Below are 21,512 nucleotides of genomic sequence, written 5' to 3' on the forward strand. Positions count from 1 at the left end.
GACTAGTGGGTCCGATGGCCCCTGGTCAACCGGCCTTTCGGAGGGTGAGGCGGTAAGATCGGCAGCGTCTGCGATGGCGGGGCCACGCACCTCCGGTGCACTGCGCCCGCTTGTCACGCCGTTCGTCAGCCCGAGCCCAGTCGTCAGCCCGAGCCCAGTCGTCAGCCCGAACCAGTCGTCAGCCCGAGCCCAGGCAGACGAACGGTCGGCGTAGGGGGTCGACGGCTACCGCGTCCGCCAAGGCCACGGCCGGTGAGGCGCCGGCTGCCAGGTTGCGGTGGAAGTCGGCCATCGCGGCAGCCGACGGTTGGTCGCCCACTTTGCTGGATGCGGCGATCACCGTGCGCGTGCCGCCGGCCAGCAGGGCACCCGCGAAGCCGAGTGGCTCGTCGCCCGGGCGTACTCGGTTGAGCGCGAGTTCGCAGGCGGCCAGCACGACGCGGTGGGGTGGGCGGCGCATGCGGCCCACCTCGTGGGCGAACAGGGCGCCGTCCACCAGTTCGAGCTTGGAGAACAGGGCGTTCTCGGGCTCGTGTTCGCCGTGTGCGGCGATGTGGGCCAGTGCCACGCCGTCCAGTGCCTCCAGCACGGCGCTGACCCGGGCGTCCGCGACGCCGAGCAGTTTCGCGTCCACGTGGTAGCCGGCCAGGCGGTCGATTTCGCCTTGTGCGGCTTGGAGTCCTGGGCCGCGGACGAGGAGGACGCCGTTGCCCGGTTCGGTGTCGGCGCGGCTGCTGGACAGCCAGGCGGTGGCTGAGGGGGCTACTACGGTCGGGCGGTTGACGCAGGTCGGCAGTACGTTCCACGGCACGACGTACAGGGCGCCGGTGGGTATGACCACCAGTTCGCGGTCGCCGATCATCGTCGCCAGGGGCCGGAGCAGGGCTTTGTCGAGGCGTTCGGCTTCCCGCCTCGCCGACGCGGAGACGACTTCCACCAGGGGCGGGGGTTGGTAGTCCGGGGCCAGGGCGGTCAGGTCGGCGTGGAGGCGGCGGGCGGCTTCGGTGATGCGGTCCGCGGCGCCCAGGCGGATCATGCGGACGCGGCCACCGGCCAGGACGACGGCGATCATCTCGTCGTCGGACGAGGCGAAGGTGACCAGTGCGCGGTCGCCGAGGCGGGACAGGACTTCGTGGTGGGTTGCCACCGGGCGGGGTTTGCCCCACGGGCTGGCGCTCCAGCCCAGGCGCATCGCGTCGCGTTGGCTGACCGCGAGTCGGGCGATGAGTTTCGCCGTGGGCAGGCCGTCCAGGCGGGCGCGGAGCAGGGCGCGGCTGAGTTGGCGGACTTCGGTGATCCGTTCCGCCAGGACCGGGTCCACTGTGGACTCGAAGGGGTCGTAGCGGTAGAGCTGTGCTTTGGTGCGTTCCAGCCACGTGAACAGGCGGCGGGCGTTGGACGCGGAGTCGCCGCCCGCCAGTACCAGCCTGATCGCGAGTTCGCCCAGTTCACGGCCGTGCAGTGCGGTGCCGGACACGAGTTCCAGGCCGCCCAGTCGGTCGCGCATGCGGCCCAGTTCGGCGAGTCCGGCTTTCGCCTGGGCCAGTGCGACGCGTTGGTTGCCGTGGGCCAGCGCGAGTTCCGCCCGGCACAGGCGCAGCAGCATGCGGTGGTCGATGGGGGCGATGCGGCGGGATTTGGGCACGTCGCGGAGTAGGCGTTCGGCGTGTTCGGTGTTGCCGCGGCGGACTTCCACGCGGGCCGCCAGCACTTGGGCGAATGCCGCCTGGTCGTACAGCTTGAGTTCGCTCAGTTCGCCGGCCAGGGCCAGCGCCCGGTCTACCACGGCCGCCGGGGGGCGGCGGGGGGCGTCCAGGGCTTTGAGCGCGTCGACGCGCAGGGCGATCAGGCTGGCGACGGCCGCCCACGCCGGGCTGCCGCGGCGGGCGAGTTTCCGCTGTGCCGCGTTCGCCATCCGCTTGGCCAGCACCAGGTCGCTGTCGAGCAGTGCGGCGGCGGCGCGGAAGAGTTCGGCTTCGGCGACGTCCTGGCCGATGCGCTGGCGGCGCAGTTCGGGCAGCACGTCGTCGAGCAGGGTGCCTGCCTCGTCGGCGAGGCCGACGCTGATGAGCGCTTCGGACTGGTCGATGCGCAGTCGCATGAGCAGGCCGGGTTCGAGGTCCTGGAACGCGCGCTGCGCTTCGGTGTAGCGGCGCAGTGCGGCCGGGATGTCGCCCGCGCGTTGGAGGACGTTGCCGAGCGCGTGGGTGGCGATGGCTTCGCGGATCTGGAATCCGTGCCGGCCGGCGAGTTCGACGGCGCGGTCGAGGTCGGCGATGGCCCGGTCCGGGCCTTGGTCGGTGCGGTAGGCGTGGGCCATGCCGCGGTTGGACAGGCCGGTGACGAGGAGTTCCGCTATGGCGTGCGGGTCGCCGGTGGTTTCGGCGAGTCGGCGTTCGTTGAACGCGATGTCGGTGTCGAGTTGGGCGATGCCCTCGTCGATGCGGCCGACGCGGCAGAGCAGGACGCCCCGGTTGCCGTCGACCAGGCTGTACAGCTCGTCGCGCAGGGCCGGGTCGGACAGGTCGGCGAGCGCTTCGCGGGCGGCGGCCATCTGGGCGAGGCCGTCTTCGAGGCTGCCGGTTTCGGCGAGGCAGAACGCGAGGGTGTTGAGCAGCCGGGTCCTGACCTCTAGCCGCTCGTCGACGCCGCCCGGTGGGTCGACCAGTGCCAGTCCCTTGCGGAGGAGCCTGATCGCCACCAGGTACCGATCGGCGGTGGCGGCCTCCACGGCGTTCTTGTGGTAGGTCCTCGCCACTGCCACGGCATCCGGTCGACCGGGGGGACCGCCGTGATCGGGCACGCTCATATGAGAGCACAGAATGCGCGGGCACACTGCCAGCCGTCCGGGGAATGCGTCCGGCCGGCAGTGCGTCCGCGATCAGTTCACTTGACGGCGACGGGGTCGTCGGTGGTCTTGAACGGACCACCCTCGGGCTCGACGGGGTCGTCGGTCGTCTTGAACGGGCCGCCCTCGGGGTCGCCCTCGGTCGCGACGAGTGCCACGGGCTCGCTGGTGGTCTTGAACGGACCGCCTTCGGGGACCGACACCGGGTCGCCCGTCGTCTTGAACGGGCCACCTTCGGGAACCGACACCGGGTCACCGGTCGTCTTGAACGGGCCCCCTTCGGGGTCGCCCTCGGTCGCGACGAGCGCCACGGGCTCGCTGGTGGTCTTGAACGGACCACCCTCGGGGACCGACACCGGGTCGCCGGTGGTCTTGAACGGGCCGCCCTCGGGCGTGACCGGCGGCTCGTCGGTGGTCTTGAACGGGCCGCCCTGCGGGATGGCGCCGCCACCGTGCTTGCCGTTGGTCCTGCCGTTGGTCTTCGCGTGGCCATTCGTCACGGCGCCGGCCGCGTCGTCCACCAGGTCGTTCTCGATGGCGTCGATCTCTTCGACGAGCTTGGGATCGGTTTCAGCAGACATACGTTGTCCTCCCCTACAACGGAGCCCCGGGCTATTCGGGGCTGCTTGGCTGGTGAGAGTGATCATTCGGTGGCCCCCCGGCCCGACCGAACGGCTTAATCCTGACACAGATGGACGCACCCTTGAGAGGGAAATTCACCGAGCGCAATCACTTCCCGGTTGTTGGGCCGCACTGACCTGGGCGAAGTCCCCTTTCGGCGCGACGGTACCACTCGAATGGGTGAACATGTTGACACAGAGACGTCGTGTCGAGGCCCGCAATAAGAGGGCGATCCCACCGACCGGTCGCGTGGAATAAACACCGTCGGCACCCCCTTCGTCACGGTTCGCGATCCCGTCGGGACGGCATCGCGGCTACTTGGTAGTAGACCGGCGCAGGGGTCGCCAGATACGTCGGGTGCGGTGTGGATGATCACTTCGGCGAACGTCGCGGGCGCATTCTTCGACGAATGTCCAAGTTTCGCGCGGAACCGTCCACCGGCCCTTCCGGGGCCGGAAAAGGGCTCAGGCGCACGCTGAACGCCCGGCGGCGTTTCGCTGCCGGACGGCCTCGCGGTCCGCGGCGAGTCCACAGAGGAAACCGCTGCGGGGCAGGAAGATCCTGCCCCGCGGCGGACCCTGCCGAAGCGGGGACCGGATGCCCGCTCGGGATCCGCTCCCGGCTTTGGCCGGGTCCGGACTCCAAGCGGGTCCCCGGGCCGCGGAACCCGTTACGAGCAGCGGGCGATGATCAGGTCGCGGACCTTCTTCGCGTCCGCCTGGCCCTTGGTGGCCTTCATCACCGCGCCGACGATCGCGCCGGCCGCCGCCACCTTGCCGTCGCGGATCTTCGCCGCCACGTCGGGCTGCGCGGCGAGCGCCTCGTCCACGGCCTTCTCCAGCGCCGAGTCGTCGGACACGACCTTGAGGCCGCGGGCCTCGACGACGGCCTCCGGCTCGCCCTCGCCTTCGACGACGCCGGCGACGACCTCGCGGGCGAGCTTGTTGGTCAGCTCCCCCGCGTTCACCAGGGCGACGACGCGGGCGATCTGCGCCGGGGTGATGGCCAGCTCGCCGAGTTCGACGCCGCGGGCGTTGGCTTCCTTGGTCAGGTAGGCCACCCACCAGGAACGGGCCTCGGCCGGGGTCGCGCCGGCGTCCACTGTGGCCGTCACCAGGTCCACCGCGCCCGCGTTGACCAGGTCGCGGAGTTCGGCGTCGGTGAGGTTCCAGTCGTCCTGCACGCGCTTGCGGCGCTCCCACGGGAGTTCCGGCAGGGTGCCGCGCAGTTCCTCGACCCACTCTCGGGACGGGGCGATGGGCACCAGGTCGGGCTCCGGGAAGTACCGGTAGTCCTCCGCGGTCTCCTTGGTGCGGCCGGACGACGTGCCACCGGTCGACTCGTCGAAGTGCCGGGTCTCCTGGGTGATCGTGCCGCCGTTGACCAGGACCGCCGCCTGGCGGGTCATCTCGAACCGCACCGCGCGTTCCACGCTGCGCAGCGAGTTGACGTTCTTGGTCTCGGTGCGGGTGCCGAACTCGGTGGCGTCCTTGGCCATCAGCGACACGTTCGCGTCGCAGCGCAGCGAACCCTGGTCCATGCGCACGTCCGAGACGTCCAGCGCCTTGAGCAGGTCCCGCAGCGCGGTCACGTAGGCGCGGGCCACCTCGGGGGCGCGTTCGCCGGTGCCGCTGATCGGCTTGGTGACGATCTCGATCAGCGGCACGCCCGCCCGGTTGTAGTCCAGCAGCGAGTGCTCCGCGCCGTGGATGCGGCCCGTCGCGCCGCCGACGTGGAGGGACTTGCCGGTGTCCTCCTCCATGTGGGCGCGCTCGATCTCCACGCGCACGACGGACCCGTCGTCCAACGTGACGTCGAGCCAGCCGTTGAACGCGATCGGCTCGTCGTACTGGGACGTCTGGAAGTTCTTCGGCATGTCCGGGTAGAAGTAGTTCTTCCGCGCGAACCGGCACCACTCCGCGATGGAGCAGTTGAGGGCCAGTCCGATGCGGATCGCCGACTCCACCGCCTTGCCGTTCACCACCGGCAGCGCGCCGGGCAGGCCCAGGCACGTCGGGCAGACGTGCGTGTTGGGCTCGCCGCCGAACAGGTTGGCGCAGCCGCAGAACATCTTGGTCGCGGTGTGCAGCTCGACGTGCACTTCCAGGCCCAGCACCGGGTCGAACCGCTCGACGACCTCGGCGTAGTCCATCAGCTCGTCCACGGCGGTCATGCCTTACCGTCCTTCCGGAGCCCGCGCACGGCCAGCGCCGCGCCGGTGATCGCGACCAGGATGCTCGCTGCCGCGTTGGCGAGCGCCAGCTTGTCGTTCTTGCCGCGGGCCGACTTCAGGGTGGAGAACGCGCTGGTCGCCGCGCCGACCGCGGCTACCAGCGCCAACACTCCGCGTGCTTTCCTCATCGGGCGCCCGCCAGTTCCGGCACGTCCGCGATGACCGGGCCGCGGGCCGCCTCGTAGGCCGCCGCCACCCGGTACATGCGGTGTTCCTGCAACGCCGGGGCCATGATCTGCAGGCCCACCGGCAGGCCGTCCTCGTCGGACAGTCCACTCGGGACGCTCATGGCGGGCGTGCCCGCCAGGTTCGCCGGGATCGTGCACAGGTCCGCCTTGTACATGGCGATCGGGTCGTCCATGCGCTCCCCGATGCGGAACGCGGTGGTCGGGGTGGTCGGCGAGACCAGCACGTCCACCGCGCCGAACGCCTGCTCGAAGTCGCGGGTGATCAGCGTCCGCACCTTCTGCGCCGAGCCGTAGTAGGCGTCGTAGTAGCCGGACGACAGCGCGTAGGTGCCGATCATGATGCGCCGCTTGACCTCCGCGCCGAACCCGGCCTCACGGGTCAGCGACATGACCTCTTCGGCGCTGCGCGTGCCGTCGTCGCCGACCCGGATGCCGTAGCGCATGGCGTCGAACCGCGCCAGGTTGGACGACGCCTCGCTCGGCGCGATCAGGTAGTACGCGGGCAGCGCGTAGTCGAAGCTCGGGCACGACACCTCGACGACCTCCGCGCCCAACTGCTTGAGCTGCGCCACGGCAGCCTCGAACGAGCGCAGCACGCCCGGCTGGTAGCCGTCGCCGCTGAACTGCGTCACCACGCCCACCCGCACGCCGGACAGGTCGCCCCGCGCGCCCTCGCGGGCCGCCGCGACGACCGGCGGGACCGGTGCGTCGATGGACGTCGCGTCCAGCGGGTCGTGGCCCGCGATGACCTCGTGCAGCAGCGCCGCGTCCAGCACCGTGCGGGCGCACGGCCCGGCCTGGTCCAGGGACGACGAGAACGCCACCAGCCCGTAGCGGGACACGCCGCCGTAGGTGGGCTTCACGCCGACCGTGCCGGTGACCGAGCCGGGCTGGCGGATCGAGCCGCCGGTGTCCGTGCCGATCGCCAGCGGGGCCTCGAACGCGGCCAGCGAGGCGGACGAGCCGCCGCCCGAGCCGCCCGGGACGCGGTCCAGGTCCCACGGGTTGCGGGTCGGGCCGAAGGCGGAGTTCTCGGTGGACGAGCCCATCGCGAACTCGTCCATGTTGGTCTTGCCCAGGATCACGACGCCGGCCTCGCGCAGCCGGCGGGTGACCGTGGCGTCGTAGGGGGGCCGCCAGCCTTCGAGGATCCGCGACCCGCACGTGGTCGGCATCCCCTCGGCGGTGAGCACGTCCTTCAGGGCCAGCGGGACGCCCGCCAGCGGGCCGACCGGGGTGCCGGCGGCGATGTCGTCGTCCACCGCGCGGGCCGCCTTCAGCGCGCCCTCGGTGTCGACGTGCAGGAACGCGTGCACCGTGCCGTCGACCTCGCCGATCCGGTCGAGGTGGGCCTGCGCGACCTCCACGGCGGAGACCTCGCGGCTCGCGATCCTCGCGGCCAGTTCGGCGGCGCTGCTGCGGATCAGGTGGGTCATGATTCCGCCTCCGCGGGAACGAGGACGTCGGCGGGAAGGAGCACGTCGGCGGCCCTTGATGCCGCCTCCGCGGAGAAGAGCACGTCGGCGGTCATGCTTCCTCACCCAAAATGCGCGGGACGCGGAAGCGGCCGTCCTCGGCGGCGGGGGCGCCCGCGAGCGCCTGCTGCTGACCGAGGCTGGGACGCACCACGTCCTCGCGGAACACGTTGGTCAGCGGAACGGCGTGCGAAGTCGGCGGGATGTCCGCGGTGGCGATGTCGCCCACCGTGGCCACCGACTGGAGGATCACGTCCAACTGGCCGGCGAACAGGTCGAGCTCGTCGTCGGTGACGGCGAGCCTGGCCAGACGCGCCAGGTGCGCGACCTCGTCGCGGGAGATGCTGGGCACCTCGTCAACCCCCGTGGGTCCGGTTTTCTGGTTTCAGGACCCACCGAGTCTATGGGCAGGTCAGGCCGGCCTCCGACGGGGTTGCCCGCGCTCGCGCGCGAGGGTGCGGGATTTTACCGCCGGGCAACGCGGCTGGTGGGTCGGAAAGCGAAGCTGCGTCTGCGAGAATCATCGGCCGAAAGTCCCAACCCAGCCCTTGGAGGCGTGCACCGTGTCCTTCCTGATCCGGGTCCAGCTCCCGGACCGTCCCGGCACCTTGGGTGCGGTCGCCTCCGCCCTTGGCGAGATCGGGGCCGACATCCTGAGCGTGGACGTGGTGGAGCGCGGCGCCGGCCTGGCCATCGACGACCTCGTGGTGGAACTGCCGTCCGGCCGGCTGCCGGACGTGCTGATCACCGCCGCGGAGTCCATCGACGGGGTCGAGGTGGACGCGGTGCGGCCGTACGCCGGGGTCCTCGACACCCATCGCGAACTGGAGCTGGTGGAAGAGGTCGCGGAGGAACCCGCGCGCGGGCTGGAGGTGTTCACCGAGGGCGTGCCGAAGATCATCCGCGCCGGGTGGGCCGTGGTGCTGTCCTGCGACAGCGCCGGGGTGCACCGGGTGACGGCGTCGTCGGCGGCCCCGGAGACCCGCATGACGGACCCGCCGTGGATGCCGCTCGCGCGGGCCACCGTGCTGGACGGCGAGGAGGGCTGGGTGCCCGAGACGTGGCGCGAGCTGGGCACCGAGCTGGCCGCGACGCCGCTGGGCAAGCCGGACCGGGTGCTGCTGGTGGGGCGTCCGGGCGGGCCGATGTTCCGGGCGGCGGAGGTGGCTCGGCTCGCGCACCTCGCCGGGATCGTGTCCGTGGTGCTGCCCGACTGAGCCGGGGCGGGCTGGTGGGCCGCGTGGTTCAGCGGACGGCGTTGGCCCGGATGGCGCGCTGGGCGTAGGCGACCAGCTCGGCGTTGTCGCGGGTGCGGGTGCCGTCCGGGTTGAGGAGGGTGTCCTCCAGGCCGATGCGGGTGTCCAGTTCGAGGCGGGCGGCGTGGTCCAGGACGGGCCACGCGCTGTCGTCCTCGCCGTGCAGCAGGATCGGCGCGCCCAGCGGCTCCAGCAGGCGCAGCAGGGCATCCGCCTCGGTGGTCGTCTCGCCCGGCTGGACCTCGGCGAGGATGCGCCGCGTGCCGTCCGGCAGGCCCGCCCGGACCAGGGTGCGGGCGGCTTCCTCGTGGAACACGCCGAGTTCGATGCCGATGTTCGCGGCCTGCAACGCCGCGACCGTGTCGAGCCAGCCGTCCTCGTGGACGTTCACCGACGCCACGTCCGGGCGGCCGGCCGACAGGCCCGCCCAGCCCTCGACCAGCTCGGCGCGGCGCACCGGGTCCGGCTGGATCCACGCGGCGGTGGTGACGCCCAGCTCGGCGCGCGGCACGAGGGCCCGCACCACCGACACCGCGGTCGCGACCTCCGGTCCGGCCAGCACCTCCAGGCCCACCACGTCCCTCGGGTGCAGGTGGAAGTGGGTGACGCCGAGCGCGACGAGCGCGGCGGCGTCGGCGGCGAGCTGCTGCGGGGTCACCGGCAGCGCGGGATGGCTGTCGGGCACGCGGGCGCCGTTCAGGCAGGCCTGGAGCACGCCGACCAGCGTCGCACGGCACGCCCGCGGCGGCGACCCGCCGACCCGTTCGGCCGCGCGCTGGTCAGGCGAGTTGCCGGCCGGACGAGATCGGCCGGACGAAATCCGGTCGCACGAGTTCGAGTCGCACGAGTTCGAGTCAGGCGGATACCGGTCAGGCGGGTTCCAGTCAGGCGGATACCGGTCAGGCGAGTTCCAGGCTGAACGCGTAGGCGATTAGCTGCACCCCCGGCACCGGGTTCCAGTCGCGCTCCGGGAACCGCCGGAACCCCAGCCGCCGGTAGAGCCGGTGGGCGGTCGTCATGGTCTCCCCGCTGCTCATCACGACCCGCCGCGCGCCGACCTCCCGCGCCCGCGAGATCACCGCCCTGACCAGCGCTTCCCCCACGCCCCGGCCGCGTGCGCGGGGACTCACCGCGAGCATCCGGAACTCGACCTCGCCGGACCGGCTGACTTCCGCGTACGGGCTGCCGGGCAGGGCGATGGTGACGGTGCCCAGCAGGGTGTCCTCGGTGTCCACGGCCACCAGCAGCTCGGCGTCCCGGGCGCGGGCCCGCGTGTCGGCCAGCTCGTCGGCGTACCCGCCGGTGTGGCTGTCGATGTACCGGTCGACGCGGTAGGCCTCCACCGTGATCGCACCGGCCGCCGCCCACTCGTCCTCGCGCGCGGGCCTCACCACGACATCGGCCATCTCTTCCCCTCCCGCTCCGTTGTGGTCCAGCCAAACCCGAGGGCGGGGGTTCGATCAAGGCAGGATGACCAACTCGACGTGAGTGATCCGCACATCTGCGGATCCGGCGGCGGTTTCACGCCTCGCACGGATTAGCATCGGTCGGATGTTGACCGGTGCGATCGAACTCCCCGACGGCTCGCGCGTGCGCGGACGCGGACTGCGCAACCCCGCCCCGGACGACGCGCCGGCCTACGGGCTCTACCTCGGCGGCTCACGGCTGCGGCGCGGGCGGGAGTTCGCCTGGGCGCACGACTGGGTCGACTGGCCCGACTTCCTGCTGCCCCGGTCGACCGAGGACGCCGTGCGGCTGATCCGGGGCCTGCACTCCCGTGCCCTGGCGGGGGAGGACGTCGAGGTCGCGTGCGGCGGCGGGGTCGGGCGGACCGGGACGGTCGTGTCGTGCCTGGCGGTGCTGGCGGGTGTCCCCTCGGGTGAAGCGGTGGCCTGGACCCGTGCCCACTACCACCACCGCGCGGTGGAAACGCCCTGGCAGAAGGCGTGGGTGCGGCGGTTCCCCGGCTGAGCCGGGCGCGGTAAATCGGTTGTGCGGCACGGCGGACGCTGCTCTAGTGGCGCCCTGAACACCGTGGTGCGCCGGGAAAGTGGTGCGCCGGGACGAGCCGAGGAGGCGATCGTGCGCGGAGCTTTCATGCCCTTCCAGAAGGTCATCGACACCTATCTCAAGGACATGACGCTCTGTGCGGACGTTGAACCTCGGCATCCTGGCGCACGTCGACGCCGGTAAGACCAGCCTGACCGAACGGCTGCTGCACGCGGCCGGAGTGATCGACGCGGTCGGCAGCGTGGACGACGGGTCCACCCGGACCGACTCGCTGGCGCTGGAGCGGCAGCGCGGGATCACCATCAAGTCGGCGGTCGTGTCGTTCGTCGTCGACGACACGACCGTGAACCTCATCGACACACCCGGCCACCCGGACTTCATCGCCGAGGTGGAACGGGCGTTGAGCGTGCTCGACGGCGCGGTGCTCGTGGTGTCCGCCGTGGAAGGCGTGCAGCCGCAGACGCGGGTGCTGATGCGGGCGTTGCGGCGGCTGCGGATTCCGACGCTGCTGTTCGTGAACAAGACCGACCGGGCCGGCGCCGACCCGGCGCGGGTGGTGCGGGAGATCGCCGCGCGCCTCACCCCCGACGTGGCCCCGGTCGCCGCCGACACCTCGACCCTCGCCGATGTGCTGACCAGACACGATGACGCGCTGCTCGCGGCCTGCGTCGACGGCGGGGTGAGCGCGGAACGGCTGCGGGAGTCGTTCGCCGGGTTGAGCCGGCGGGCGGTGGTGCACCCGGTGTTCTCCGGGTCGGCGATCACCGGGGCCGGGGTGGGCGCGCTGATGGCGGCGCTGCCCGAGTTCCTGCCGGCGGCGCGCGGCGACGCCTCGGCCCCGGTGTCCGGGTCGGTGTTCAAGGTCGAGCGCGGGCCCGCCGGGGAGAAGATCGCCTACGTGCGGATGTTCGCCGGGACGGTGCGCGTGCGGGACCGGCTGGAAGGCGGGAAGGTCACCGCGATCAGCGTGTTCTCGCACGGCACGGCGGTGCGGTCGGCGTCCGTGGCCGCCGGGCGGGTCGCGCGGGTGTGGGGGCTGGACGTGCGGATCGGCGACTCGCTCGGCGTCGCGCACGGCGTCCCGAGGTCGTTCGCGCCGCCGACGCTGGAAACGGTCGTGGTGCCGGCGCGGCCGGAGGAGCTGGGCGCGCTGCACACGGCGTTGACGCGGCTGGCCGAGCAGGACCCGCTGATCGACCTGCGGCAGGACGACGAGCGGCGGGAGATCGCCGTGTCGCTGTACGGGGAGGTGCAGAAGGAGGTCATCGAGGCGGAGCTGGCCGAGGTCGGGCTGCGGGTCGGCTTCCGCAAGACGACGACCATCTGCCTGGAGCGCCCCTTCGGCAGCGGGGAGGACGTCGCGGTCATCGACACCGACGGCAACCCGTTCCTGGCGACCGTCGGGCTGCGGGTCGACCCGGCCCCGGCCGGGTCCGGGGTGGAGTTCCGGCTGGAGGTGGAGCTGGGATCGATGCCGTACGCGTTCTTCGTGGCGGTGGAGGAAGCGGTGCGGGACACCCTGCGGCAGGGTGGCGTGCACGGGTGGCAGGTCGTCGACTGCGTGGTGAGCATGACCCGGTCCGGGTACTGGGCACGGCAGAGCCACGCGCACGGGGCGTTCGACAAGAGCATGTCCAGCACCGCCGGCGACTTCCGCGCCCTGACGCCGCTCGTGCTGCGCAACGCGTTGGCGCGGGCCGGGGTGGAGGTGCTGGAGCCGGTGCACTCGTTCCGCCTGGAGGTGCCCGCCGACGTGCTGTCGACCGTGTCGCCGGTGCTGGCCCGGCTGCGCGCCGTGCCGGCATCCTCCGTGGTGAGATGTGGGGTCTGCGTGCTGGAGGGCGACATCCCGGCGGCCGGGGTGCACGAACTGCGGTTGCGGCTGCCCGGACTCACGCGTGGCGAGGGAGTGCTGGAGTCGGCGTTCTCCCACCACTCCCCCGCACCTTGAGAGCAGAGGAACCACCGCCGCCGTGCGTCAAGACCGCTGGTCGGCCGGCTGCGGCGCTTCCGGCTCGTCCGGAGCCGGTTCGTCCGGAGCGAAGGTCGCCACCTCGGTAGCCGCTTCCGCGCCTTCGGCCAACAGGACCCGGAACCCGGCCTCGTCCAGCACCGGCACCTTGAGCTGGAGCGCCTTGTCCGCCTTCGACCCCGGCGAATCGCCCACCACCACGAACGCCGTCTTCTTCGACACCGACCCGGCCGCCTTGCCCCCTCGCGACAGGATCGCCTCCTTCGCCTCGTCCCGCGAGAAGCCCTCCAGCGACCCCGTCACCACGATCGACAAGCCCTCCAGGTTCCGGGGGATCGACTCGTCGCGCTCCTCCGCCATGCGCACGCCCGCCTCGGCCCACTTGCGCACGACCTCCTGCCGCCACGGGGTGTCCACCCACTCGCGGACGGCCAGCGCGATGGTCGGGCCGACGCCCTCGGCCGACGCCAGCTCCTCCTCCGACGCCGACCTGATCCGCTCCAGCGAGCCGAACTCCTGGGCCAGCGCGCGGGCCGCCGTCGGGCCGACGTGGCGGATCGACAGCGCGACCAGCACCCTCCACAGCGGACGCTGCTTGACCGCCTCCAGGTTGTCCAGGAGTTTCACGGCGTTCGCCGTCAGCTCGCCCGACATGGTGCGGAACAGCTCCACCGCGGCCAGCTTCTCCGCGTCCAGCAGGAACAGGTCGCCTTCGTCCCCGTACACCGGCGACTCGACCAGCGCCGCCGCGCCCTCGAAGCCCAGCACCTCGATGTCCAGCGCCGACCGCGACGCCAGGTACGCCAGCCGCTCCCGGAGCTGACCGGGGCAGCTTGCGGCGTTGGGGCAGCGGATGTCGACGTCGCCCTCCTTCATCGGGCGCAGCGCGTGGCCGCACTCCGGGCAGGACGCGGGCATCTCGAACTCGTAGGCGTCGTCCGGGCGGACGTCGACCACCGGGCCCAGGACCTCCGGGATCACGTCGCCCGCCTTGCGGATCACGATCCGGTCGCCGATCAGGACGCCCTTGCGCCTGACCTCGCTCGCGTTGTGCAGGGTCGCCCGCGCGACCGTCGAACCGGCCACCTTCACCGGCTCCATCACGGCGTACGGCGTCACCCGGCCGGTGCGGCCCACCTGGACCTTGATGTCCAGCAGCGTGGTCGTCGCCTCCTCCGGCGGGTACTTGAACGCGATCGCCCACCTCGGCGCGCGGGACGTGGAGCCCAGTCTGCGTTGCAGCGACACCTCGTCGACCTTCACCACCACGCCGTCGATCTCGTGCACCGCGTCGTGGCGGTGCGCGCCCCAGTGCTCGACGTGCGCGCCGATCTCCTCGAACGTCTCCAGCACCGTGGTGTGCGGGGACACCGGCAGGCCCCACGCCCGCAGCGCCTCGTACGCCTCGGACTGGCGGGTCAGCTCGAAACCCTCCCGCCGGCCCAGGCCGTGGCAGATCATCCGCAGCCGCCGCGACGCCGTCACCTTCGGGTCCTTCTGGCGCAGCGACCCCGCCGCCGTGTTGCGCGGGTTCGCGAACGGCGGCCGGCCCGCCTCCACGAGCTTCGCGTTCAGCTCCAGGAAGTCCTCCACGGCGAAGAACACCTCGCCGCGCACCTCCACCAGCGCGGGCACCGGGTACTCGGCGGTGCCGGTCAGCACCTCGGGCACGTCCGCCAGGGTCCGGACGTTCAGCGTCACGTCCTCGCCGGTCCGGCCGTCGCCCCTGGTCAGCCCGCGCACCAGGCGGCCCTGCTCGTACAGCAGGTTGACGGCCAGGCCGTCGATCTTCAGCTCGCACAGGTAGTGCGCGCCCGCGCCGACCTCCTTCTCCACCCGCTCGACCCACGCGCGCAGCTCGTCGCGGGAGAACACGTTGTCCAGGCTGAGCATCCGCTCCAGGTGGTCGACCGCCCGGAACTCGGTGGAGAACGTGCCGCCGACCCGCTGGGTCGGCGAGTCCGGCGTGGCCAGGCCGGGGTGCTCCTCCTCCAGCGCCTGCAATTCGCGGAGCAGCGCGTCGAACTCACCGTCACTGACCGTCGGCGCGTCCAGGACGTAGTAGCGGAACTGGTGGCCCCGCACCTCTTCCGCGAGGGCGGCGTGGCGCTCCCGCGCGGCGGCGGGCACGTCCTCCACGCCGGGCGCGGCGCCGTTGGTCTGATCGAGTGAGTCGCTGCTGGTCACGGGGGCCAGCCTAATCAGGGGGTACGACAATTTCAGGAGGGATCCTCGGTTAGCCCCCGCACCAGCTCGCGGAATTCCAGCAGGTCGATCGTCCCCTCGGGCTCGGCGGCGGCGGTTTCGACGCGGCCCAGCCGCTCACCGGCCAGCCGCTCACCGAGCGTGACGTCCAGGGGCAGGAACGTCATCGTCCGGCGCTGCGCGTCGTCGAGGTCCGCGAACAGCGGGTGGAACACGGCCACGTCCACCAGGCCGTCCGCGACCTGCGCGACGACCCGCACGTCGGCCAGCCGGACGCGTTTCGCGCCCAGGTTGACCGTCACCTCCGTCGGGTCGGGCACCGGCGGCACCGAGTCGTGGTACTCCCAGATCATGTCCTCGGGCGGCGCGGCGGCCATCCACGCGTCGGTGTAGGGGCGCAGGCGCGGGTCCTCCTGCCCGGACACCACCAGGGCGTAGATGGCGCGGTGGCCGCGTTCCAGCGAGAAGTGCAGGTCGGGGTGGATCGAGCCGACCAGTTCGCACAGCTCGTTCTCCACCCGGTGCGGTTCGCCGTCGCCGAGCGCCGCGCTCACCGTGGGCAGCAGGTCGAACCACCGCTGCCAGAACCCGACCGCCGCCTCGGACGGGTTGGGCAGGTGCACGGGCTGCGGGTCGGGCTCGGTGCGTCGGCGGAACCAGCTCATGCCTCCCATTGAACTACGCCGCAATCGTGGACTACGCCGGAATCGGCCTACGCCCGACCACGCCGCACGGCCACCGCGAGGAGTTCCGCCGCGGGCCCCACCAACCGCCGCCCGCCCGGCCACACGGCGCGCAGCACGCGCCGCAGGTCCAGGCCGTCCACCGACGCCTCCGCGAGCCGCCCGTCGGCCACGTCCAGCGCCACCGCCAGCACGCTCAGCACGGCGGGCGCGACCCCGGCGGCGACCGCGCCGCGCACCGCCGTCGTGGAGCCCAGTTCGAGCGCGGGCGGGCACGCGTGCGGCAGGGCCCGGTCGAGGGTGTCGCGGGTGCCCGAGCCGCGTTCCCGCACCACCAGCGGGGTCCGGGCGAGTTCGGCGACGGTCACCGGCCGCCGGGCCCAGCGGTGCCCCGGCGGCACCACCACGGCGAGCCGGTCCACCGCCACCTTCCGGGACGACAAGCCGGTCAGCGGGCCGGGCGCCTCCACGAACCCGAGGTCCACCGCGCCCTCGCGGACCAGCCGCTCCACCGTCTCCGAGTTGGTCACCCGCAGACCCACGTGCAGGTCGGGCCGGGTGCGGCGGAGTTCGCCCAGCCAGCCCGGCGCGAGGTGCTCGGCGACGGTCATGCTGGCGGCGACCCTCAGCTCCGCCTCGCGTGACGTGCGCAGCGCCTCCACGCCCGCGAGCAGCCCCGCCACCTCGTCCAGCACCCGCCGCGCCCGTTCGGTCACCACCACGCCGGCCGGGGTCAGCGCCGAGCCGCGCCGGCCCCGGTCCACCAGCACCAGCCCCAGGCGGCGCTCCAACGTGGACAGGCGCTTGCTGGCCGACGGCTGCGCGACACCCAGCTCCTGCGCCGCTCGCCCGAGGCTGCCCAGCTCCCCGACCAGCACCAGCAGGCGCAGGGACTCCAGATCCGGCAGCTCGGCCATAGCCCCAGGGTATGACTTCATCGTCGACGTCCGCCTACCGGCCGACACCCGTGCGGCCCAGGCTCGGTCACGTGCTGATCGCCGCGCTGGTGCTGGGAGTCCTCGTGGGTGGCCGGCTGCCGGACCTCGCGCCCGTCACCCGGAAACTGCTGCGGGCGGGCGTGGTGCTGCTCGGGCTGCAACTGTCGCTGCCGCAGCTCGCAACCCTCGGGCCGGGGATCCTGCTGGCGGCCGTCGCCACCGTCGGTGTGACGTTCTTCGGCACCCTGTGGATGGGCAGGCGCCTGCGGCTGCCGCGTGGCCTGACCGTGCTGGTCGCGAGCGGGTTCTCGATCTGCGGCGCGTCGGCGATCGCGGCCGTGGCGTCCGAGCGCGATGAGGAGCACGTCGCCACCGGCGTCGCCCTGGTGACCCTGTTCGGCACCCTGACCATGATCGCCCTGCCGCTGCTCGGCGCGTCACCGGAGTGGATCGGGCTGAGCGTGCACGAGGTGGCGCAGGTGGCCGCCGCCGCGCCCACGGCGGGCCTGGCGACGGCCATGGCGGTGAAGCTGAGCCGGGTGGCGCTGCTCGCGCCGATCGCGGCGGGCGTCAACCGGCGGCAGGGACCGATCGTGCCGCTGTTCCTGGTGGGGTTCCTGGCGATGGCGGCCGTCCGGTCGACGGAACTGCTGCCGGGCGCGGTGCTGACCGCCGGCACGACGCTCACCACCGTGCTGTTCGCGGCGGCCATGTTCGGCCTGGGCACGGCGGTCCGGCCACGCGCACTGCTCGCGACCGGACCCCGCGCCCTGCTGCTGGGACTGCTGTCGACGGTGCTGGTGTGCTCGGCCGGCTACCTGTCGCTGCGGCTGGTGTGAGCGCGCAGCAGGTCGGCGTTGAGCCGGGCGATGGTGGTCAGCGGGATGCCCTTGGGGCACGCCGACGTGCACTCCCCCGTGTTGGTGCACCCGCCGAACCCCGCCGCGTCGTGCTCGGCCACCATGTCCCGCGCCCGCGAGTACCGCTCCGGCTGCCCCTGCGGCAGCACGCCGAGGTGGGTAGCCTTCGCGGCGGTGAACAGCATCGCCGACCCGTTCGGGCAGGCCGCGACGCAGGCGCCGCACCCGATGCACGCCGCCGCCTCGAACGCGGTGTCCGCGTCGGGCTTCGGCACGGGAGTGGCGTGGGCGTCCGGCGCGCTGCCCGTCGGCACGCTGATGTAGCCGCCGGCGGCCACGATCCGGTCGAACGCCGACCGGTCCACCACCAGGTCCCGCACCACCGGGAACGGCTCGGCCCGCCACGGCTCCACGGTGAGCACGTCGCCGTCCGCGAAGTGCCGCAGGTGGAGCTGGCACGCCGTGGTCGCCTTCTGCGGCCCGTGCGCGACACCGTTGATCATCACCCCGCACATGCCGCAGATGCCCTCACGGCAGTCGTGGTCGAACGCGACCGGCTCCTCGCCGGCCAGGACGAGCCGTTCGTTGAGCACGTCCAGGGCTTCCAGGAACGACATGTCCGGCGACAGGCCGTCCACCGGGTACTCGACCAGCCGCCCGGTTGCGCCGTGCTGCCGCCAGATCCGCAAGGTGAGTTTCACGCGTAGCTCCGGGTGCTCGGCTTGACGTGCTCGAAGACCAGCTCTTCCCGGTGCAGGACGGGTTCCTGCCCGGTGAACTCCCACGCGGCGACGTAGGAGAAGCGGGCGTCGTCGCGCAGCGCCTCCCCGTCCGGGGTCCGGCTCTCGGCGCGGAAGTGGCCGCCGCACGACTCCTCGCGGTGCAGGGCGTCCACGCACATCAGCTCGGCCAGCTCGAAGAAGTCGGCCACCCGGCCGGCTTTCTCCAGCTCCTGGTTGAGCCGGGCGCCGGTGCCGGGCACCTTCACCCGCTGCCAGAACTCCTCGCGCAGCTCGGGGATGCGCTCCAACGCCTTGCGCAGCCCCGCTTCGCTGCGCTCCATGCCGCACTCGTCCCACATCAGCCGCCCCAGCTCGCGGTGGAACGACTCGACCGTGCGGTCGCCGTCCACCGCCAGCAGGGTCTTCACCCGGCCGCGCACCTCGGACATCGTGTCGGCGACCACCGGGTGGTCCTCGGACAGCGGTTCGAACGGCGCGTCGGCCAGGTAGTCGCCGATGACGCCGGGCAGCACGAAATAGCCGTCCGCCAAGCCCTGCATGAGGGCGCTCGCACCGAGCCGGTTCGCGCCGTGGTCGGAGAAGTTGGCCTCCCCGATGACGTAGAGGCCGGGGATGTTGGACCGCAGGTCGTAGTCCACCCACAGGCCGCCCATCGTGTAGTGCACGGCCGGGTAGATGCGCATCGGCACCCGATACGGGTCCTCGCCGGTGATGCGCTGGTACATCTCGAAAAGGTTGCCGTAGCGCTGCTCCACGGCGGGCGCGCCGAGGCGTGCGATGGCGTCCGCGAAGTCCAGGTACACGCCGCGCTTCTCGTCGGAGATGTTCTTCGCCGCACGGGACGCGATGTCGCGCGGCACCAGGTTGCCGAAGCTCGGGTACATGCGTTCCAGGAAGTAGTCGCGCTCGGCCTCCGGGATGTCGTTGGGAGGCCTCGTGTCCCGGGGGTTCGCGGGCACCCACACCCGGCCGTCGTTGCGCAGCGACTCGCTCATCAGCGTCAGCTTCGACTGGTGGTCGCCGCTGATCGGGATGCACGTCGGGTGGATCTGGGTGAAGCACGGGTTCGCGAACAGCGCGCCCCGCCGGTGCGCCCGCCAGATCGCGGTGGTGTTGCAGCCCTTGGCGTTCGTGGACAGGTGGAACACGTTGCCGTAGCCGCCGGTCGCGAGCACCACCGCGTCCGCGAAGTGCGTCGACACCGCGCCCGACACCAGGTCCCGCACCACGACGCCGCGCGCCCGGCCGTCCACGACGACCAGGTCCAGCATCTCGGTGCGCGGGTGCAGCTCGACCCGACCGGCGGCGACCTGCCGTTCCAACGCCTGGTACGCGCCCAACAGGAGTTGCTGCCCGGTCTGGCCCCGGGCGTAGAAGGTGCGGGAGACCTGGGCCCCGCCGAAAGACCTCGTGTCCAGCAGGCCGCCGTACTCGCGGGCGAACGGCACCCCCTGCGCCACGCACTGGTCGATGATCTCGACGCTGATCTGCGCCAGGCGGTGCACGTTCGACTCGCGCGCCCGGAAATCGCCGCCCTTCACCGTGTCGTAGAACAGGCGGTGCACGCTGTCGCCGTCGTTGCGGTAGTTCTTGGCCGCGTTGATGCCGCCCTGCGCGGCGATGCTGTGCGCGCGGCGCGGGCTGTCCTGGTAGCAGAACGACTTCACCCGGTACCCGAGTTCACCCAGCGTGGCGGCGGCCGAACCGCCGGCCAGGCCGGTGCCGACGACGATCACCGTGCGGTGGCGGCGGTTCGCCGGGTTGACCAGGCGGGCGGAGAACCGCCGGCGGTCCCAGCGGGACTCGATCGGGCCGACCGGCACGCGCTGGTCGGCGATCGGGGAACCTTCGGTGTACAAGGGCATGTCAGCCCACCAATCCGGTGCAGACGGCGAAGGGAACGGAGAGGAAACCGGCGCAGATCACGACCGCCACACCCAGGCCGGCGACGCGGGACGTGGTGACGCCGAGGGTCTGGGTGGCGCTCCACACGCCGTGCCGGATGTGGAAACCCAGCGCCAGCACGGCGACCGTGTACGCCAGCACCACGTACCAGTGCCGGAAGTCGGCGACGACGTTGGCGTGGATCGCGCCCGGCACACCGTTCGGGTTGAGCACCCCGACGGTGAGGTCGAGCAGGTGGTAGACCACGAACAGCGCGATGATCACGCCGCCCCACCGCATCGTGCGCGCGGCGTAGGAACCCTGCACGACCCGCCGGTGCTCGTAGCGGCCACGCGCCCGGCGGGCCCGCGCGGTCAGATGGTAGGCGGCGGCGAAGTGCAGCACGACACACGCGAGCAGCCCGACCCGTACCGGCCAGACCACCCCGATGTCCCGCAGCCACCGCCCGTACCCGTCGATCGCCTCCGGTCCGGCGAAGATCGACAGGTTGCCGATCATGTGCGCGACGACGTAGAGGAACAACGCGGCCCCGGTGACCGCCATGACGGCCTTCTTGCCGATCGTGCTGCGGTAAAGCCGGATCGTGTCCACGACGTCGACGCTAGGAACCAGTGTGACGAGTCGTCCAATACATCGTGAACAGGTTGAGGATAGCCTGGGGCTATGACGCTCCAACAGCTCGTGTACTTCCTGGCAGTGGCCCGGACCCGGCACTTCACCAAGGCCGCCGAGCAGGCGCGTGTGGCGCAGCCCTCACTGTCCAAGCAGATCCACGCGCTGGAGAAGGAACTCGGCGCGGAGCTGTTCAGCCGGGTGCGCGGCAACATCACGCTCACCCCGGCGGGCGAGGCCCTGCTGCCCGTCGCGAGCCGCATCCTGTCCGATGTGGACACCGCCCGGCTGGAGGTCGCCGAGCTGGTGGGGCTCAAGCGCGGCCGGGTGCGGGTCGGCGCGACCCCGAGCCTGTGCGGGAGCCTGTTCGCCGACGTCATCAAGCGCTACCACGACACTTACCCCGGCATCCGGGTCTCGGTCACCGAAGGCGGGTCGCGGGACCTGGTGCGGGCGTTGGAGGCGGGCGACCTGGACCTGGCGCTGGTCATCGTGTCGCCCGCCGACGCCCACCGGGCGCTCACCGTCGTGCCGGTCCTGCGCGAAGAACTCGTCGTCGCGTCCGCGCAACCGTTGGGTGTCGACAGGATGCGCCTCACGGACCTGGAAGACCACCCGCTCGTGATGTTCCGGCCCGGCTACGACCTGCGGGAGACGACGCTCGCGGCGTGCCGGAGCGCGGGCTTCGAACCGCAGTTCGCCGTGGAAGGCGGGGAGATGGACGCCGTGCTGCGGTTCGTGGAAGTGGGGCTGGGCGTGGCGATCGTGCCCAGCACCGTGCTGGCGGCGAGGTCACTGCACGGCACACCCCTCGCGCCCGGCACCACCCGAACGGTGGCCCTCGCGCACCGGACGGACGTAGCCCCGACTACCGCCGCGCGGGCTTTCCAGAGCGTCCTGCTGGGGTTCCTGCGCGGCGCGGAAATGCCGTCGGGAGTTCATCTGACGACACCGTAGGCTCGC

19 protein-coding genes are annotated in these 21,512 nt (G+C 72.1%); 5 read left to right on the forward strand and 14 right to left on the reverse strand.

The window, feature by feature from the left end; translation table 11 throughout:
• Window positions 1-178: 178 nt before the first annotated feature.
• The 6 genes from ACQPZF_RS34605 to gatC form a co-directional block, all read right to left on the reverse strand.
• Window positions 179-2,758, reverse strand: a complete 2,580-nt coding sequence (locus tag ACQPZF_RS34605) for a CHAT domain-containing protein (protein ID WP_433264281.1) — start codon at window positions 2,756-2,758, stop codon at window positions 179-181.
• Window positions 2,759-2,886: 128 nt separating this feature from the next.
• A complete protein-coding gene (locus ACQPZF_RS34610) occupies window positions 2,887-3,429 on the reverse strand; it encodes a hypothetical protein (RefSeq protein ID WP_433264283.1) in 543 nt (180 codons plus the stop codon).
• 710 nt (window positions 3,430-4,139) lie between these two features.
• Window positions 4,140-5,642, reverse strand: a complete 1,503-nt coding sequence (gene gatB, locus ACQPZF_RS34615) for an Asp-tRNA(Asn)/Glu-tRNA(Gln) amidotransferase subunit GatB (RefSeq protein WP_433264284.1) — start codon at window positions 5,640-5,642, stop codon at window positions 4,140-4,142.
• Window positions 5,639-5,812: a hypothetical protein gene (locus tag ACQPZF_RS34620; RefSeq protein ID WP_433264286.1), complete on the reverse strand. Its 174-nt coding sequence runs from the start codon at window positions 5,810-5,812 to the stop codon at window positions 5,639-5,641. The genes gatB and ACQPZF_RS34620 overlap by 4 nt, the downstream gene beginning before the upstream one ends.
• Before the next feature lie 14 nt (window positions 5,813-5,826).
• Window positions 5,827-7,326, reverse strand: coding sequence for an Asp-tRNA(Asn)/Glu-tRNA(Gln) amidotransferase subunit GatA (gene gatA, locus ACQPZF_RS34625; RefSeq protein ID WP_433264288.1), 1,500 nt, complete (start codon window positions 7,324-7,326; stop codon window positions 5,827-5,829).
• Window positions 7,327-7,417: 91 nt separating this feature from the next.
• Window positions 7,418-7,717 carry an Asp-tRNA(Asn)/Glu-tRNA(Gln) amidotransferase subunit GatC gene (gene gatC, locus ACQPZF_RS34630; protein WP_015104569.1) on the reverse strand — a complete coding sequence of 100 codons (300 nt, stop codon included), beginning with the start codon at window positions 7,715-7,717 and terminating at the stop codon, window positions 7,418-7,420.
• A gap of 211 nt (window positions 7,718-7,928) precedes the next feature.
• On the opposite strand from gatC, the gene ACQPZF_RS34635 reads away from it, so the two are divergent.
• Window positions 7,929-8,582, forward strand: a complete 654-nt coding sequence (locus tag ACQPZF_RS34635) for an amino acid-binding protein (protein WP_433264290.1) — start codon at window positions 7,929-7,931, stop codon at window positions 8,580-8,582.
• A gap of 28 nt (window positions 8,583-8,610) precedes the next feature.
• Here the strand turns inward: ACQPZF_RS34635 and ACQPZF_RS34640 are convergent, their stop codons facing one another.
• Together ACQPZF_RS34640 and ACQPZF_RS34645 are read right to left on the reverse strand one after the other, a co-directional pair.
• Complete coding sequence (locus tag ACQPZF_RS34640; protein WP_433264292.1) at window positions 8,611-9,336, reverse strand: 3-keto-5-aminohexanoate cleavage protein; 726 nt, start codon at window positions 9,334-9,336, stop codon at window positions 8,611-8,613.
• Between the two features lie 184 nt (window positions 9,337-9,520).
• Window positions 9,521-10,027: a GNAT family N-acetyltransferase gene (locus ACQPZF_RS34645; protein ID WP_433264294.1), complete on the reverse strand. Its 507-nt coding sequence runs from the start codon at window positions 10,025-10,027 to the stop codon at window positions 9,521-9,523.
• Window positions 10,028-10,172: 145 nt separating this feature from the next.
• On the opposite strand from ACQPZF_RS34645, the gene ACQPZF_RS34650 reads away from it, so the two are divergent.
• Entirely contained in the window at window positions 10,173-10,592 is a 420-nt protein-coding gene (locus ACQPZF_RS34650; protein WP_433264296.1) for a phosphatase domain-containing protein, read from the forward strand.
• Window positions 10,593-10,767: 175 nt separating this feature from the next.
• Window positions 10,768-12,582 (forward strand): GTP-binding protein, encoded by a 1,815-nt coding sequence (locus ACQPZF_RS34655; RefSeq protein WP_433264298.1) that lies wholly within the window; start codon window positions 10,768-10,770, stop codon window positions 12,580-12,582.
• A 27-nt stretch (window positions 12,583-12,609) separates the two neighbouring features.
• Here the strand turns inward: ACQPZF_RS34655 and ligA are convergent, their stop codons facing one another.
• From ligA to ACQPZF_RS34670, 3 genes are read right to left on the reverse strand one after another with little or no spacing between them, the layout of a single operon-like run.
• Window positions 12,610-14,790, reverse strand: a complete 2,181-nt coding sequence (gene ligA, locus ACQPZF_RS34660) for an NAD-dependent DNA ligase LigA (RefSeq protein WP_433264300.1) — start codon at window positions 14,788-14,790, stop codon at window positions 12,610-12,612.
• A gap of 32 nt (window positions 14,791-14,822) precedes the next feature.
• On the reverse strand, window positions 14,823-15,473 hold the full coding sequence (locus ACQPZF_RS34665) for a hypothetical protein (protein WP_433264302.1): 651 nt from the start codon (window positions 15,471-15,473) through the stop codon (window positions 14,823-14,825).
• A 47-nt stretch (window positions 15,474-15,520) separates the two neighbouring features.
• Entirely contained in the window at window positions 15,521-16,408 is an 888-nt protein-coding gene (locus tag ACQPZF_RS34670; protein WP_433264303.1) for a LysR family transcriptional regulator, read from the reverse strand.
• 11 nt (window positions 16,409-16,419) lie between these two features.
• Here ACQPZF_RS34670 and ACQPZF_RS34675 point away from each other — a divergent pair, with 11 nt between their 5' ends.
• A complete protein-coding gene (locus ACQPZF_RS34675) occupies window positions 16,420-17,268 on the forward strand; it encodes a YeiH family protein (RefSeq protein ID WP_433264305.1) in 849 nt (282 codons plus the stop codon).
• On the opposite strand, the gene ACQPZF_RS34680 is transcribed toward ACQPZF_RS34675, so the two are convergent.
• From ACQPZF_RS34680 to ACQPZF_RS34690, 3 genes are read right to left on the reverse strand one after another with little or no spacing between them, the layout of a single operon-like run.
• Window positions 17,244-17,990, reverse strand: coding sequence for a succinate dehydrogenase/fumarate reductase iron-sulfur subunit (locus ACQPZF_RS34680; RefSeq protein WP_433264307.1), 747 nt, complete (start codon window positions 17,988-17,990; stop codon window positions 17,244-17,246). The two genes, ACQPZF_RS34675 and ACQPZF_RS34680, sit on opposite strands and share 25 nt — an antisense overlap.
• Entirely contained in the window at window positions 17,987-19,897 is a 1,911-nt protein-coding gene (locus tag ACQPZF_RS34685; protein ID WP_433264308.1) for a fumarate reductase/succinate dehydrogenase flavoprotein subunit, read from the reverse strand. Before ACQPZF_RS34685 ends, ACQPZF_RS34680 begins: the two co-directional genes overlap by 4 nt.
• Window position 19,898: 1 nt before the next feature.
• Complete coding sequence (locus ACQPZF_RS34690; RefSeq protein WP_433264310.1) at window positions 19,899-20,528, reverse strand: succinate dehydrogenase cytochrome b subunit; 630 nt, start codon at window positions 20,526-20,528, stop codon at window positions 19,899-19,901.
• A 72-nt stretch (window positions 20,529-20,600) separates the two neighbouring features.
• Between ACQPZF_RS34690 and ACQPZF_RS34695 the strand changes: the two genes are divergently transcribed.
• Entirely contained in the window at window positions 20,601-21,506 is a 906-nt protein-coding gene (locus tag ACQPZF_RS34695; protein ID WP_433264312.1) for a LysR family transcriptional regulator, read from the forward strand.
• Window positions 21,507-21,512 lie beyond the last annotated feature (6 nt).

The sequence above is a fragment of the Actinosynnema sp. CS-041913 genome (assembly GCF_050942485.1).
Lineage (GTDB): Bacteria > Actinomycetota > Actinomycetes > Mycobacteriales > Pseudonocardiaceae > Actinosynnema.

Bases quoted from the DNA above. Each gene is read 5' to 3' on its own strand.
- ACQPZF_RS34685 (WP_433264308.1), bottom strand. From the start codon at position 19,897: ATGCCCTTGTACACCGAAGGTTCCCCGATCGCCGACCAGCGCGTGCCG.
- ACQPZF_RS34665 (WP_433264302.1), bottom strand. From the start codon at position 15,473: ATGAGCTGGTTCCGCCGACGCACCGAGCCCGACCCGCAGCCCGTGCAC.
- gatB (WP_433264284.1), bottom strand. From the start codon at position 5,642: ATGACCGCCGTGGACGAGCTGATGGACTACGCCGAGGTCGTCGAGCGG.
- ACQPZF_RS34650 (WP_433264296.1), top strand. From the start codon at position 10,173: ATGTTGACCGGTGCGATCGAACTCCCCGACGGCTCGCGCGTGCGCGGA.
- ACQPZF_RS34645 (WP_433264294.1), bottom strand. From the start codon at position 10,027: ATGGCCGATGTCGTGGTGAGGCCCGCGCGCGAGGACGAGTGGGCGGCG.
- ACQPZF_RS34610 (WP_433264283.1), bottom strand. From the start codon at position 3,429: ATGTCTGCTGAAACCGATCCCAAGCTCGTCGAAGAGATCGACGCCATC.
- ACQPZF_RS34670 (WP_433264303.1), bottom strand. From the start codon at position 16,408: ATGGCCGAGCTGCCGGATCTGGAGTCCCTGCGCCTGCTGGTGCTGGTC.
- ACQPZF_RS34695 (WP_433264312.1), top strand. From the start codon at position 20,601: ATGACGCTCCAACAGCTCGTGTACTTCCTGGCAGTGGCCCGGACCCGG.
- ACQPZF_RS34675 (WP_433264305.1), top strand. From the start codon at position 16,420: ATGACTTCATCGTCGACGTCCGCCTACCGGCCGACACCCGTGCGGCCC.
- gatA (WP_433264288.1), bottom strand. From the start codon at position 7,326: ATGACCCACCTGATCCGCAGCAGCGCCGCCGAACTGGCCGCGAGGATC.